At 69.2% G+C, this 14,578-nt stretch carries 14 protein-coding genes, 1 tRNA gene and 1 pseudogene; 7 read left to right on the top strand and 9 right to left on the bottom strand.

Annotated elements, in window-relative coordinates; translation table 11 throughout:
• Positions 1-123: 123 nt before the first annotated feature.
• From ACT535_RS24320 to ACT535_RS24300, 5 genes and pseudogenes are all read left to right on the top strand, one after another.
• On the top strand, positions 124-852 hold the full coding sequence (locus ACT535_RS24320; protein ID WP_476366382.1) for a tetratricopeptide repeat protein: 729 nt from the start codon (positions 124-126) through the stop codon (positions 850-852).
• Positions 853-2,721, top strand: a pseudogene (gene selB, locus ACT535_RS24315) (selenocysteine-specific translation elongation factor); the annotation flags it as partial.
• 90 nt (positions 2,722-2,811) lie between these two features.
• Positions 2,812-2,907 (top strand) — tRNA-Sec (locus ACT535_RS24310).
• 83 nt (positions 2,908-2,990) lie between these two features.
• Entirely contained in the window at positions 2,991-3,485 is a 495-nt protein-coding gene (locus tag ACT535_RS24305) for a hypothetical protein (RefSeq protein ID WP_476366328.1), read from the top strand.
• 6 nt (positions 3,486-3,491) lie between these two features.
• Positions 3,492-3,863 (top strand): hypothetical protein, encoded by a 372-nt coding sequence (locus tag ACT535_RS24300; protein ID WP_476366327.1) that lies wholly within the window; start codon positions 3,492-3,494, stop codon positions 3,861-3,863.
• Between the two features lie 12 nt (positions 3,864-3,875).
• Here the strand turns inward: ACT535_RS24300 and ACT535_RS24295 are convergent, their stop codons facing one another.
• From ACT535_RS24295 to trxB, 5 genes are all read right to left on the bottom strand, one after another.
• Positions 3,876-4,577 (bottom strand): M15 family metallopeptidase, encoded by a 702-nt coding sequence (locus tag ACT535_RS24295; protein WP_476366326.1) that lies wholly within the window; start codon positions 4,575-4,577, stop codon positions 3,876-3,878.
• A gap of 55 nt (positions 4,578-4,632) precedes the next feature.
• Positions 4,633-4,920 carry a hypothetical protein gene (locus ACT535_RS24290; protein ID WP_476366325.1) on the bottom strand — a complete coding sequence of 96 codons (288 nt, stop codon included), beginning with the start codon at positions 4,918-4,920 and terminating at the stop codon, positions 4,633-4,635.
• A gap of 49 nt (positions 4,921-4,969) precedes the next feature.
• Entirely contained in the window at positions 4,970-5,488 is a 519-nt protein-coding gene (locus ACT535_RS24285) for a peptidoglycan-binding domain-containing protein (RefSeq protein WP_168462472.1), read from the bottom strand.
• A gap of 317 nt (positions 5,489-5,805) precedes the next feature.
• Positions 5,806-6,696 (bottom strand): LysR family transcriptional regulator, encoded by an 891-nt coding sequence (locus ACT535_RS24280; protein WP_024277513.1) that lies wholly within the window; start codon positions 6,694-6,696, stop codon positions 5,806-5,808.
• A gap of 149 nt (positions 6,697-6,845) precedes the next feature.
• Positions 6,846-7,808 (bottom strand): thioredoxin-disulfide reductase, encoded by a 963-nt coding sequence (gene trxB, locus ACT535_RS24275; RefSeq protein ID WP_168462471.1) that lies wholly within the window; start codon positions 7,806-7,808, stop codon positions 6,846-6,848.
• 266 nt (positions 7,809-8,074) lie between these two features.
• Here trxB and ACT535_RS24270 point away from each other — a divergent pair, with 266 nt between their 5' ends.
• Positions 8,075-8,560, top strand: a complete 486-nt coding sequence (locus ACT535_RS24270; protein WP_168462470.1) for an Lrp/AsnC family transcriptional regulator — start codon at positions 8,075-8,077, stop codon at positions 8,558-8,560.
• 211 nt (positions 8,561-8,771) lie between these two features.
• Here the strand turns inward: ACT535_RS24270 and greA are convergent, their stop codons facing one another.
• Together greA and carB are read right to left on the bottom strand one after the other, a co-directional pair.
• Positions 8,772-9,245 (bottom strand): transcription elongation factor GreA, encoded by a 474-nt coding sequence (gene greA, locus ACT535_RS24265; RefSeq protein ID WP_029557132.1) that lies wholly within the window; start codon positions 9,243-9,245, stop codon positions 8,772-8,774.
• Between the two features lie 237 nt (positions 9,246-9,482).
• Positions 9,483-12,857: a carbamoyl-phosphate synthase large subunit gene (carB, locus tag ACT535_RS24260; RefSeq protein ID WP_168462469.1), complete on the bottom strand. Its 3,375-nt coding sequence runs from the start codon at positions 12,855-12,857 to the stop codon at positions 9,483-9,485.
• Positions 12,858-13,278: 421 nt separating this feature from the next.
• Between carB and ACT535_RS24255 the strand changes: the two genes are divergently transcribed.
• A complete protein-coding gene (locus ACT535_RS24255; protein WP_210254739.1) occupies positions 13,279-13,725 on the top strand; it encodes a GtrA family protein in 447 nt (148 codons plus the stop codon).
• Positions 13,726-13,744: 19 nt separating this feature from the next.
• On the opposite strand, the gene ACT535_RS24250 is transcribed toward ACT535_RS24255, so the two are convergent.
• Both ACT535_RS24250 and ACT535_RS24245 read right to left on the bottom strand, forming a co-directional pair.
• Positions 13,745-14,023, bottom strand: a complete 279-nt coding sequence (locus tag ACT535_RS24250) for a hypothetical protein (protein ID WP_476366324.1) — start codon at positions 14,021-14,023, stop codon at positions 13,745-13,747.
• A 41-nt stretch (positions 14,024-14,064) separates the two neighbouring features.
• Positions 14,065-14,487, bottom strand: coding sequence for a DUF930 domain-containing protein (locus ACT535_RS24245; RefSeq protein ID WP_476366323.1), 423 nt, complete (start codon positions 14,485-14,487; stop codon positions 14,065-14,067).
• Positions 14,488-14,578 lie beyond the last annotated feature (91 nt).

Raw genomic sequence — 14,578 nt, 5'->3', positions numbered from 1 at the left:
CCCGACTTCGTCGAGACCTACGCCGCCGAGGCAAGCTATGCCGCGGTCTCCTACACCGAGCCCGCCTTCACCGAGGCGGCGCCGGAAGAGCCGGTCGCCGATCCCCGCACACCCGAGGAGCTGATGGCCGAGGCGCTGGCGGCGGCCACCGCCGGCCAGTATGAGGCCGCGCTCAACATCTGGGAGCCGCTGGCCCGCGCCGGCAATGCCCGCGCCCAGAACAACATCGGCGCCTGCTTCGTGGACGGCCTCGGCGTCGATCAGGACCTCGACCTCGCCCGCCGCTGGCTGGAACTGGCCGCCGAGGGCGGCGATCCGGTGGGCCGGCGCAACCTCGCGACCCTGTTTTTCAAGGGCCAGGGCGTGGCGCAGGACTATGCCCGCGCCGCCGACCTCTATCGCGCCGCCGCCGAGGATGGCGATGCCCCCGCGCAGGACATGCTGAGCTGGATGCTGCTGGAGGGCGAAGTGATGCCCCCCGACGCCACCGAAGCCCGACGCTGGGCGATGGCCGCGGCGGAGCAGGGCATCGGCTCCTCCATGACGCGCCTCGGCATGATCGCCCACAACGCGCTGGGCACCGATCGCGATCCGGTGGAAGCCGCCCGATGGTGGCGCAAGGGGGCCGAGGCGGGCGACGCCGATGGGCAGGCCATGCTCGGCGCCGCCTATCATCTCGGTGCCGGCGTGCCGCACGACAAGATCGCCGCCTTCGCCTGGCTGCTGCGCGCCCGCGCGGGCCACAGCGCCCTCGCCGACCGCTTCTTCGATGCGGTGCAGGCCACGCTGAACCCGGAAGAGACCGCCGCCGCCCAGCGCCGCGCTGCCATTCCGCTGGGGGAGCTGCCCTAGGTGATCATCGGCACGGCCGGACACATCGACCATGGCAAGACCACGCTGGTGCGTGCCCTCACCGGTGTCGATACCGACCGCCTGAAGGAAGAGAAGGCCCGCGGCATCTCCATCGACCTCGGCTTCGCCTATCTCCCGGTGGGGGAAGAGGTGTTGGGGTTCGTGGATGTGCCCGGGCACGAGAAGTTCGTGCACACGATGCTGTCCGGCGCGGGCGGCATCGACTTCGCGCTGCTGGTGGTGGCCGCCGACGACGGGGTGATGCCGCAGACGCGCGAGCACCTCGCCATCCTCGATCTGCTCGGCATCGATAAGGGCATCGTCGCCCTTACCAAGGCCGACCTTGCCGATCCCGATCGCCTCGCCGCGGTAGAGTCCGAGATCACCGCCCTGCTCGCCCCCACCGGCCTTGCCGGCGCGCCCATCCTGCCGGTCGCGGCGGCGCGGGGCGATGGGGTGGAGGCGCTGCGCGAGGCGCTGGTGGATGCGGCGCGCGCCCTCGGCCGGCGGGCGGGTGGCGGGCGCTTCCGGCTCGCCGTGGACCGCAGCTTCACCCTGTCCGGTGCCGGCACGGTGGTGACGGGAACCGTGCTTTCCGGCGCGGTGAAGGTGGGGGACCGGGTGACGGTGAGCCCCTCCGGCCTCTCCGCCCGCGTGCGTTCCATCCGCGCGCAGGATCGCGTGGCCGACACCGGAGTCGCCGGCGACCGCTGCGGGATCAACCTCGCGGGCGAGGCCATCTCCAAGGACGCCATTTCCCGCGGCGACGTGGTGCTGGACCCGGCGCTTCACGCCCCCGCCGACCATATCGACGCCGAGCTGAAGGTGCTCGCCGGCGAGCCCCGCCCCATCGCCCAGTGGCTGCCGGTGCGCCTGCACCATGCCGCGCGCGAGGTGGGCGCGCGCCTCGTGCTGCTCGGCGATGCCATCGCCCCCGGCGGCACCGGCAAGGTGCAGCTGGTGCTGGAAGAGCCCATCGCGGCGGCGGCGGGAGACCGCTTCGTTATCCGCGACACCTCGGCCCAGCGCACCATCGGTGGCGGCCGCTTCCTCGATCTGCGCGGCCCGCGCCGCAAGCGCCGCACGCCCGAGCGCATCGCCCAGCTCGATGCGCTGGCGCAGCGCGATCCCGCCGAAGCTTTGGCCGGGCTTCTGGCCGTGCCGCCGCACTTCGCCGACCTCGACGCCTTCGCCCGCGACCGGGCGCTCTCCGCCGATGAGGTGGAGGCTCTGGTGGCGCGGCTCGAACTCGCCCGGCTCGCCGCGGGGGCCACCACGCTGGCGCTGACGCAGGCAACGCTTGCCACCTTCTCCGCCAGCGTCATGGCCGCCCTCGACGCCTTCCATGCGGCGAATCCGGACCTGCCCGGCCTCGGCCGGGAGCGGTTGCGCATGATGCTGGAGCCGCGCCTGCCGGCCGCCGCCTTCCTCGCTGCGCTCGCCGCCCTGCCCGCCGGCACCATCCGGCAGGAGGGCGCGTGGGTGCGCCGGGCGGATTTCTCGGTGAAGCTCGCCGCCGCCGACGAGGCGCTGTGGGCGCGCATCAAGCCGCTGCTCACCGGCGAGGAGCGCTTCCGCCCGCCCCGCGTGCGCGACATCGCCGGCCTCCTCGCCGTGCCCGAGCCGGAGGTGCGGCGGCTCATGAAGCTGCTCGGCCGCATGGGCCGGGTGGACGAGGTGGCCCACGACCACTTCTTCCTGCGCCCGGTGGTGTCGGAGATGGTGGAGATCATCACCCGGCTCTCCGGCGAGCGCATGAAGGACGAATTCACCGCCGCCGCCTTCCGCGACGAAGTGCAGAACGGCCGCAAGGTGGCGATCCAGATCCTCGAATTCTTCGACCGTCACGGCCTCACCTTGCGCCGTGGCGATCTGAGGCGCATCAATCCGTTCCGGCTGGACCTGTTCGCCGGAGCGGCGGACGATGCGCCTGATATCACCGCGGCGGCGCCGTCGCGGGGAAGAGAAGCGTCCCTGGTGGGGCGTCCGGACTTCAAATCCGGGAGGGGCCGCGAGCCGGTCCTTGGTGGGTTCGACTCCCACTCTCTTCCGCCAAATTCCCTTGCATCAAATTCCGCTGCGCCAAATCCGAAGCCCCCCGCGCCCGATGCGCGCCCCCGCAGCTACGGGAAGGGATCATGATCCCCGAGACCACATTGCCCGCCCCCGGCACCGAGGCCGCGCCCGATCCCGCCATCGAAGCGCGCGCTGCCGTGCTCGCCCGCCTTGACGCGGCGAAGGTCGCGGCCGACGTGGCCGAGACGGCCTATCGCGCCGAGGCCGCGCGCCGCACCGAGGAGCTGGCGCGCGAGCGGGCCCATGCCTGGCGCCGGGCCGATCTGATGCGGTCCCTCGCCGCCACGCTCGACGGCATCGGCGATGCTGAGATGGCGGCCGCCGCCGGACAGGCGCTGCTGCGCGCCCGGCTCGGCTGGTCCGACGACAGCGAGGCCCGCGCCGAGGTGCTTGCGCGCTTCGCCCCGGTCGCCGTGGCGCTGTTCGAGATGGAGAGTGCGGCGGCGCCGGAAGCCGCCCTTGCGGACTTCGAGGACTGGTACGCGACGACCCGGCAGAGCGCCTTCTGGTACCTGTTCGAGCATTATCTTCCCGACACGCCCCTCGTGGATTTCTGAAAGCCGATGGCCACCGATTTCGACGACTGGCTCACCCGCACCTTCGCCGACCACGGCAGCTTCACCGCGCTGGTGGTGCTGGTGCGCATCGCCGAGCCGGAGGTGAAGCCCCTCGCCTCCACCTTCCTCAACATCATCGGCGACGAGGTGGACTGGGCCGGCATGATCGCCCTGTTCGCCGGCTCCCGTCAGGCCTGGGACGGCGCCGCCTTCTTCGCGCAGGTGGAGGACGGCGGGCCGCTGGAAAACGCCGAGGCCCGAAGCCGTCTGCGCGCGCTGGAACAGCGCATCCGCGAGAACCGGCTGGTGCTGAACGAAGGCGATTTCTTCGACACCTTCGGCCGCCGCCTGAAGGTGGAGGAGATCGCGCCGAACTGAGGGCGACCCTCCCTACTCGATCGGGAAATCGAAATAGGTGTCGGGGAAGGGCTCGTCCTTCAGGGTGAAGTGCCACCATTCCTTGTCGAACGGCTTGAAGCCGTTCTGCGACATCAGCTCGGCGAGCAGCCGGCGGTTGGCGCGCTGGGCGGCGGTGACGGCGACGGAATCGGGCCAGGAGCGCGGGCTGAACAGGTCGAACGGCGTGCCCATGTCGAGGTCGCGCCGCGTCGCGAGATCGAACAAGGTCAGGTCCAGCGTCGAGCCGCGCGAATGGCCGGAGCGGGCGGCGATATAGCCTTCCGCGAACAGGTCCTTCTTGGCGACGTCGGGATAATAGGTGGGCTTGGTCTTCTCATCGGCGAGATCGCTCGCCCAGCGGGCGAAATGGGCGACGGCGCGGGCCGGCCGGTAGCAATCGAAAATCCTGAGGCCGAGCCCCTTCCTCTTCGCCTCCGCCGCCATCTTGGCCAGCGCCTCGGCCGCCGGGCGGGTGAGGAAGCAGCGGGCGGCGCCGTAGCCATCCACCCGCGTTCCCACGAAATTGTCGCTCGAGAAATAGCGCACGTCGAACACCGCGTCCGGCACCACGCCTGCCACATCCACGAACAGGTCCGGCCGGTCGGTGCGGGCGTCGGCCGCGAGCGGAAGCCCCGCTATGGTCAGGGCGAGGGCGGCGGGCTTCACCAGTCGATCCATCAGGGCTTTGGCCATGCTGCGTTGCATGGCTTCAGCATAGGGCGCGGGTCGGGCGCCCGCCAGCGCCGCCTCACCTCATGCGCGAGGGCGGTTCCGGCAGATCGATGGGATCGCGCAGCGGCGGCGGCTCCGGGATCGGGTCCTGGCGCGGCTCGCGGGAGGGGTCGCCCTCGGGCAGCGGGGGCAGGTCCGGCCCCGGCTCCGGAAACTCCGGCGGGTCTTCCACCGGATCGGGGGGCAGGATGGGCGGCTCGGGCGGGCGGCCGGGCTCGGGCGGCGGGAACGGGCCGCCCATCCGGGCGGCCGAGTCGAATTGGGCGCCGGAGCGCAGCGGGGGGACGCGGGCGGAAAGGTTCATCCCGGGCCAACGCCCGGGCGTCACCGCTGTTCCCGCGCCCCGCCTGCGCTCAGGAGAAGAAGGACGTGATGGTCTGCCAGATGCTCTTCTTGGGCGCGGCGGTGGCGCCGGCCTCGGCGGGCTTGGCATCGGTGGAGATGGTGCCCGGCGCGGCCTGCGATTTGGCCACCGCTTCCGGAGAGAAGACGCCGGCAAAGGCCGGGATCTTGGCGAGCGTGTCGGGGCCGGCCATGCCGTCCGCGTCGAGCCCGTTCTTCTCCTGGAATTCCTTCACCGCCTTGGCGGTGCCGGGGCCAAAGGCGCCGTCGGCGGCGATGCCCAGCGCGGTCTGCAGCTTCTTCACCGCCTCGCCCTTGGTGCCCACGGTCAGCAGCACCAGCTCGGGCAGGCCGAGGGCCGTGAAGGTGTCCGGCCCGGCGATGCCGTCCGCGGCGAGGCCGTGCTGGGTCTGGTAGGCCTTGAGGGCGGCTTCGGTGGCGGGGCCGAACTGGCCGTCCGCAGTCACGCCGAGCTTCGCCTGAAGGATCTTCACCGGCTCGCCCGCGAGCCCACGCTTGAGAAGTGCCATGACACACCCCGGTCGTTTTGCCCCGGCCTGAGGGCCGGCGCCTGACATTGGGGGAAAAGCGCCGCTGCGGCACCCTCAAAAATCAACCGCACAAAAGAAAAATGCCGGGTCCTGGAGGGGACCCGGCAAGTATCGCTGCAGAGCAGCGAACCTTCCAGAGGGGAACAGCTGATGCACCGCACAGGATGCGATCAGCGCAAGGCAAAGATGCTCCCCGAATAGGCAGAACGCAACGTATACTGATCGCATATCAGGCATGTGCCCAGCGCTTGGCTGGGCAATCTTCGCCCTACCATAACACCAGCACATGTCATAAATCAGTAATTCCAGCGCTGCGCCTTGGAAATCAGGAAGTCGCGGAAGACCTGAATCCGGGCCACCGAGCGCATTTCCTGAGCATATGTGAAGTATGCCTCCAGCTTGGGCGTCTCGCGATCGGTGAAGAGCTGCACCAGGGACGTGGAATCGTCGGAGAGATAATCCGGCAGGGTGCCGATGCCCACGCCGCGCTCCACCGCGCGCTTGAGGCCGAGCACGTTGTTGACCTCGAAGGCGGGAATGCGCGGGGTCGAGCCGTCGCGGCCGGCATGCTCCAGCCAGTTCAGCCCCTGGAAATAGGAGGGGATCGGCCCGCCGAGCAGCAGGATGCGGTGCTTGTCCAGCTCATCCAGCGTGCGCGGATGGCCGTGGCGCTTGAGATAGTCGGCCGAGGCATAGGCGTGGAAATGGACGGTGAAGAGCTTGCGCTGCACCAGGTCCGGCTGCACTGGCTGGCGCATGCGGATGGCCACGTCCGCCTCGCGCATGGCAAGGTCCAGCTCCTCGTCGGTGAGGATGAGCTGGATGCGGATGTCCGGGAACAGCTCCACGAACTCGCCCACCCGCGCGGTGAGCCAGTGGGTGCCGAGGCCCATGGTGGTGGTGACGCGCAGGTCGCCGTTGGGCTTCTCGCGGCTGTCGGTGAGCTGGGCCCGCGCCGATTCCAGCTTGAGGAACACCTCATGGGCGGTGCGGTAGAGCAGCTCGCCCTGCTCGGTGAGGATGAGCCCGCGGGCATGGCGGTGGAACAGCGGAACCTTCAGTTCCGCCTCCAGCGCCGACACCTGCCGGCTCACCGCCGACTGGGAGAGCCCCAGCGTCTCGCCGGCATGGGTAAAGGAGCCCGCTTCCGCGGCCACGTGGAAGACCTTAAGCTTGTCCCAATCCATCCGGCCCGAGCCCCTTGAGCATCACCGGCATCCGGCCGGCGAGGTGGCGCTGTTCTTTCGCTTGTTTCGGGAGAAGCTGCGGGCCCCCGCCCCGCGGCCTTCCTTGAACCCATTTAAATCCGCACCGGGCGTTCCCGCGCCCGGGCGTCCTATTCTGCCGCCTGCGCCACGCTGTGGTGGGCGAGGAATCGCTCCGCCTCCAGCGCCGCCATGCAGCCCCGCCCGGCAGCCGTGACCGCCTGGCGATACACATCGTCGGCCACGTCGCCGGCGGCGAACACGCCCGGCACGGACGTCGCCGTCGAATCGGGCGCCGTCCACACGTATCCGCTCTCCTTGAGCTTCAACTGGTCTTTGACCAGCTCTGTGGCAGGCGCATGACCGATGGCGATGAATATGCCGTCAGCGGGTAGCTCGGTGAGGGTTCCGGTCCGAACGTCGCGCAGGCGCGCGCCGGTGACCTTGGAAATGTCGCCGGTCTCTCCCACCACGTCGGCCACCTCGGAGTGCCACACCACATTCACCTTGGGGTTGGCGAACAGGCGATCCTGCAGGATGCGCTCGGCGCGGAAGGCGTCGCGGCGATGCACCAGCGTGACCTTGGAGGCGAAATTGGTGAGGAACAGGGCCTCCTCCACCGCCGTGTTGCCGCCGCCCACCACCACAACTTCCTTGCCGCGGTAGAAGAAGCCGTCGCAGGTGGCGCAGGCCGAAACGCCGAAGCCGCGGAACGCCGCCTCCGATTCGAGCCCCAGCCAGCGCGCCTGGGCGCCGGTGGCGAGGATCACCACGTCGGCAAGCCACGTGTCGCCCGATTCGGTCTCCATGCGGAACGGCCGCTTGGAGAGATCGAGGCTGTTCACGTGGTCGGCGATGATCTTGGTGCCCACATGCTCGGCCTGGGCGCGCATCTGCTCCATCAGCCAGGGGCCCTGTATGGGGTCGGCGAAGCCGGGATAATTCTCCACATCCGTGGTGATGGTGAGCTGGCCGCCGGGCTGGATGCCCTCGAACAGGACCGGCTCCAGCATTGCGCGAGCCGCATAGATGGCCGCGGTATAGCCGGCCGGACCCGACCCGATGATGACGACCTTGGCGCTGTGGGTGGTCATGACGTCCTCGAAAACCAGAAGCTCGAAATGGAAAAACCGCGACAAGAGAGGGGACGGGCCGTGGGGCGGCCGTCCGATGGCCGCAGCGCGAGCTATGCCCGAATGTAGGGGCTCCCTTCTTCCCCCACAAGGCGGCAGCTTCTGTCTCTTCGCAATGCAAACGACGCAATATTATTTCGTTGCGTTGCCGCATACGGCGACTAAGGTGCGCGGACGTTACGCCCCTGTCCGCCGCGTCTGCGCCCCCGTCCCGAAGGAGCCGTGCCTTGACCGTTCGCCTCGATGCTGTCGACTGGAAGATCCTCGACGAGCTGCAGCGGGACGGTCGCATGACCAACGTGGAATTGTCCCGGCGCGTGGGCATCTCCGCCCCGCCCTGCCTCAGGCGCGTGCGTGCGCTGGAGGAGGAAGGTATCATCGAGGGCTACCGCGCGCTGCTCGATGAGAAGCGCCTCGGCTACGACCTCATGGCCTTCGCCATGGTGCATCTCATCAGCCAGGCGGAAGCCGACCTTGCCGCCTTCCAGGAGCGCATCGCCGGCTGGCCGCTGGTGCGCAGCGCCTGGATGCTCTCGGGCGACGTGGATTTCCTGATGCTGTGCGTGGCGCCGGACCTGCGCACCTTCCAGACCTTCGTGCTGGACATCACCGCCGCGCCTAACGTGCGCAACGTGAAGACCGCCCTGACCCTCAAGCAGTCCAAGGACGCGCCGATCGTGCCGCTGGAAGCCGGGCTGCCGAAGGGGGCGTGAGGCAGTGATCGGGGCTTCACCGTTCCCCGGACAAGCGACACCGCAGGTGGAGCGCTGATCCGGGGTCCAGCAGAAAAGTCGGCGAAGCCGGCAATCGCCCGGAGCGCCTCAGGATAAAGCCGCCTTCGGCGACGCATTGCGCTGGCCCACGGCTCTCCTTCCGCTCCGCTCCAGTCGCCGAGGCACGAGACCGGCGAGACCCGAAGGCCGCTCAGGCCCAGCGCACGTCCGCGATCTCGAACGAGCGGGCGCCCTTGGGGGTGACGACCTCCACGGAAGCGCCCTTCTTCTTGCCGATGAGCGCGCGGGCCACCGGCGAGGAGATGGAGATGCGGCCGGCCTTGGCGTCAGCCTCGCTGTCGCCGACGATCTGCCAGACCTTCTCTTCCTCGGTGTCCTCGTCCACCAGCGTCACCGTGGCGCCGAACTTGACGATGTCGCCGGAGAGCTTCGACACGTCGATCACCTCGGCGCGGGAGATCTTGTCCTCCAGCTCGGCGATGCGGCCCTCGTTCAGCGACTGCTGCTCCTTGGCGGCGTGATATTCCGCGTTCTCGGACAGGTCGCCATGGGCGCGCGCCTCCGAGATGGCGTTGATGATGCGCGGACGCTCCACCTGCTGACGCTGCTTCAACTCTTGCTCGAGGGCGACAAAGCCGCCCGCCGTCATCGGAATCTTCTCCATGGGTCCTTGTCAGACCTCCTGAAACTGCTCGGTGCGCCGGAAGCCCACAGGTGGTGCCGGCGTCGAAAAGAAAGCCGCCCCGTGGAGCCTTTCGGCCCCCGGCTGCGGCGACTGTCCCGGCTCGGGCGCATGACGGCCCCCGGGCGATGCTCCCGTCCCGCGCCTTGAGACGCCGGACGGCCGCGACGAACGCGTCGAGGCCCAACGGCCCGCGCGATCCGGTGTTCCCTTGCGGGGTCAGGCGACGGAGGCCTCGCCCCGCGGGCTGACGCGGGCGCTGCCGCCCTCAGCACCGAAATAGCCCTGCAGCGGACGCACCGTCAGGTCGCCGCCCACATAGGCCTTGATCCCCTGCGCCGCAGCGATGGCTCCGGACAGCGTGGTGTAATACGGCACTTTCTGCAAGAGGGCGGCGCGGCGCAGCGAGCGGCTGTCCGCGAGCGCCTGCGCGCCCTCGGTGGTGTTGAACACCAGCTGGACCCCGCCGTTCTTGATGGCGTCCACGATGTGGGGGCGGCCCTCCAGCACCTTGTTGATCTTCGCCGCCGGCACGCCGTGCTCCTCCAGGAAGCGCTGGGTGCCCGAGGTGGCGATGATCTTGAAGCCGAGGTCCACCAGCATCTTCATGGTGGGCAGGATGCGGATCTTGTCGCCGTCCTTCAGCGAGACGAACACCGTGCCGGACTTGGGCACCTTGGTGCCGCCGCCCAGCTGGCTCTTGGCGAAGGCGACGCCGAAATCGGTGTCGAGGCCCATCACCTCGCCGGTGGAGCGCATCTCCGGGCCGAGCACCGTGTCGACGCCCGGGAAGCGGGCGAAGGGGAACACCGCCTCCTTCACCGCGATATGGCCGAGCTTGGGCTGCACGAGGTTGAAGCTCGCCAGCTTCTCGCCGGCCATCACCCGCGCCGCGATCTTGGCGATGGGCAGGCCGATGACCTTGGCCACGAACGGCACCGTGCGCGAGGCGCGCGGGTTCACTTCGAGCACGTAGATCTCGTCGCCCTTGATGGCGTACTGCACGTTCATCAGGCCGCCGACGCCCAGGGCCAGCGCCATGGCCGCGGTCTGCTTCTCCAGCGCCGCGAGGGTGTCGGGCGAGAGCGAATAGGGCGGCAGCGAGCAGGCGCTGTCACCCGAATGGATGCCCGCCTCCTCGATGTGCTCCATTATGCCGGCAATGAACACGTCCTTGCCGTCGCACAGCGCATCGACATCCACCTCGATGGCGTCGGACAGGTAGCGGTCGAACAGCAGCGGGTTCTTGCCGAGGACGGTGTTGATCTGGCCCGTCTTGTCGTTGGGATAGCGCGCCTTGATCTCCTGCGGCACGAGGCCCGGCAGGGTCTCCAGCAGGTAGTCGCCGAGCTGGCTCTCCTCGCGGATGATCTGCATGGCCCGGCCGCCCAGCACGTAGGACGGGCGCACCACCATGGGATAGCCCAGCTCCGCCGCGACGAGGCGGGCCTGCTCCACGCTGTAGGAGATGCCGTTGGCCGGCTGGCGGATCTTGAGCCGGTCGAGCAGCGTCTTGAACCGGTCGCGGTCCTCGGCGAGGTCGATGGCGTCGGGCGAGGTGCCGAGGATCGGCACGTCCGCATCCTCCAGCGCCTTGGCGAGCTTGAGCGGCGTCTGGCCGCCGAACTGCACGATGACGCCCTTCAGCGTGCCCTTGGTCTTCTCGCGGGCGATCAGCTCCAGCACGTCCTCGGCGGTCAGCGGCTCGAAATAGAGCCGGTCCGAGGTGTCGTAGTCGGTGGAGACGGTCTCCGGGTTGCAGTTGACCATGATGGCTTCATAGCCGGCATCCTTCAGCGCGAAGGCGGCATGGCAGCAGCAATAGTCGAACTCGATGCCTTGGCCGATGCGGTTGGGACCGCCGCCGAGGATGATGACCTTCTCCCGCTCCGAGGGCTGCGCCTCGTCGGCGAGCTTGCCGGCGAAGGGCGTCTCGTAGGTCGAGTACATATAGGCGGTGGGCGAGGCGAACTCGGCCGCGCAGGTGTCGATGCGCTTGTAGGCCGGGCGCACGTCGAGCGCGTGGCGCCGCGCGCGCACCTCGCCCTCGTGGAGGCCGGCGAGGGTGGCGAGGCGGGCGTCGGAGAAGCCCATGGCCTTGAGGCGGCGGAACTGGCCGGCCGTCTCCGGCAGGCCGAGCCGGCGCACCTTCTGCTCCATCTCCACGATGCCGCGGATCTCGGCGAGGAACCACGGGTCGATCTTGCAGGCGGCGTGGATCTGCTCGTCGGAGAGGCCGAGGCGCATGGCCTGGGCGACATAGAGCAGGCGGTCCGGGGTCGGCGTGCCGAGCGCGGCGCGCACGGCATTCTTGTCGTCGCCCTGGCCGAGGCCCTCGATCTCGATGTCGTCGAGGCCGGAGAGGCCCGTCTCCAGCGAGCGCAGGGCCTTCTGGAGCGATTCCTGGAAGGTGCGGCCGATGGCCATGGCCTCGCCCACCGACTTCATGGCGGTGGTCAGGGTCGGCTCGGCGCCCGGGAACTTCTCGAAGGCGAAGCGCGGGATCTTCGTGACCACATAATCGATGGTGGGCTCGAAGGAGGCCGGGGTCGCGCCGCCGGTGATGTCGTTCTCGATCTCGTCGAGCGTGTAGCCGACGGCGAGGCGCGCGGCGACCTTGGCGATGGGAAAGCCCGTGGCCTTCGACGCCAGCGCCGAGGAGCGCGACACGCGCGGGTTCATCTCGATGACGATGAGCCGGCCGTCCTCGGGATTCACCGCGAACTGCACGTTGGAGCCGCCGGTCTCGACCCCGATCTCGCGCAGCACCGCAAGCGATGCGTCGCGCATGATCTGGTATTCCTTGTCGGTCAGCGTCAGCGCCGGCGCCACCGTGATGGAATCGCCGGTGTGGACGCCCATCGGGTCGATGTTCTCGATGGAGCAGATGATGATGCAATTGTCCGCCTTGTCGCGGACAACCTCCATCTCATACTCCTTCCAGCCCAGCACGCTCTCCTCCACCAGCACCTCGTTGGTGGGGGAGGCATCGATGCCGCGCTCGATGATCTCGATGAACTCGGCCTTGTTGTAGGCGATGCCGCCGCCGGTGCCGCCCATGGTGAAGGACGGGCGGATGATGGCGGGCAGGCCCACCTCGTCCAGCGCCTCGAGCGCCTGCGGCAGGGTCTTGATCTGGCGGGACTTGGGCGTCGAGAGGCCGATCTTGGTCATGGCCTCGCGGAACAGCTCGCGATCCTCGGCCTTGTCGATGGCCTCGGCGGTGGCGCCGATCATCTCGACGTCATACTTTTCCAGCGTGCCCATCTTCTTGAGCGACAGCGCGCAGTTGAGCGCGGTCTGGCCGCCCATGGTGGGCAGGAGCGCGAAGCCCTTGGAGCGGTCGCCGCGCTCCTTCTCGATGATCTTGGTGACGATCTCGGCGGTGATGGGCTCGATATAGGTCGCGTCCGCCATGTCCGGGTCGGTCATGATGGTCGCGGGATTCGAGTTCACGAGGACGACCCGGTATCCCTCCTCCTTGAGCGCCTTGACCGCCTGCGTTCCGGAATAGTCGAATTCGCAGGCCTGCCCGATCACGATGGGACCGGCGCCGATGATGAGGATGGTTTCGATATCGGTGCGTTTCGGCATATCCGTCTTTGAGCCCTCGACCGCCGCCACCCGCGCCGCTCAGCCGGCGAGGACAACGGGATCCGTTTCCATCAGGAGCCGCCCCGTCGCGGCGCCCGCGCCTTCCTAGCGCCCGCCGGGCGCAAAAAAAGGGCCGCGGGTCACGCGCCCCAGAAAGGTACGAGCTTGGCCGGGGCCTGCTCCCAGACTTGCGCGCGGGCGGGAGGCAGCGCGGATGTCACACCTCACGGATGTCACACCTGCGCAATTTCCCGGGCCCTTGGCGCTGATGGGCTTCCTTAGACCATAATTTGCGGCGACGGAAGCCATGTCACCGAGATGACGCCGCGCCGGGAATACACATCCCCGCGGGGTGTCCGGCGCCTGCCCCGCGCCGCCTCGGCCTTGAGGATTCCTGTAAGCCTTCCTGCCGGAGACGCCTGTGCTGCCGCCTTCCCTCGCCCGGACGGTCAATGAATACCGCGCGCGCCATGGCGACCTGATCGGCCTGTTCGCCCGATTCGTCGGCGTGGGTCTCACCGCCGCCTTCGCCCATTTCTCCACCCTCGCCATTCTGGTGGAGATGGATGCCGTCGGCCCCGTGCTCGGCTCGGCGGTGGGGTTCGTGGTGGGCGGTATCGTGTCCTACGTCCTCAACCGCCGCTTCACCTTCGACGCCACGCGCTCCCACGCCGGGGCGGTGCCGCGCTTCATCGTGGTGGCGGGGGTGGCCTTCGTGCTGAACGGAACCCTGATGTGGCTGTTCGTGGACAAGGCGGGGCTGTTCTATCTGCTGGCCCAGTTCCTCACCACCGGCATCACCATGATGTGGACCTTCACCGGCTACCGCGTCTGGGCCTTCGCCCACCGCAGCGCTGCGCGCGGCTGAGGGGGCCGGCCGGCGGCCCCTATTTCCGGTGGATGCGCCCGACCACCAGTTCGTCGATTTCCAGCCGGCGGATGCGGGCGCGGCCGATGGCGAGGCGGCCGATGGCGACGGCCCCCACCGCGAGCGCGCCGAAGGCCAGCGCGCCGATGGCGATGGCGCCGATGGAGCCCGCCCCCATGGACCCGGCGCCCACGGTGCCCGCGCCCACCGCCCCGGCCCCCACCGCGGCCTTGCGGATGCGCCGCCTGCGGACGGGTGGCGCGGCGGGGGAAGCCTCATCCTGCGGATCGGCGGTCATCGATGGCCTCGGATCAGATTTCTTGCACCGAATGTCTCGGGTCACGGCACCAGGCTGTGGGCGTCCCAGTCCTGCCGCGGCACCTCGGACCCCAGCGTGTAGCTGAAGGCTACCACATCCATGCCGTCCGGGCTGGTCTTGCAGCGGTAGGCGAGATGGTACCAGTGCTGGCGGCTGCGGATGGCCGCGCCGGGGGCGGAAATGGCGGCGTCGCCGTGCCGGAAATCGCCGAGCTTGGGATCGGCGAAGGCGTAGGCCACCACCTCCTCCGGCCGCATGTCCTTGTGCTCTCGCCCCACCTCGCCCATGGCGCGGGCGTTGCAGCGCTGCTCGATGCGGGTGCCGGGGTCCACATGGAGCATCATGTCGTCGTGCCGGCTGGGGCCGGCGAATGCCGGCGTGAGGGGTGCGGCGGCGGCGAGGAGCAGGGGCAGAAGGAACGGGCGCAAAACGGGGCGAATCACGGCGGGGGCATCTCCGCGAATGGGGAAGCCGCCGCCCATAGGCCGAATCTGTGGCCACGATGGGACGAGATGGTGGCGCGGTAGGGAGCGG

This window comes from Xanthobacter sp. DMC12, assembly GCF_056314105.1.
The sequence above is the reverse complement of the archived record's forward strand: the minus strand, read 5'-3'. Positions and strand labels throughout refer to the sequence as shown.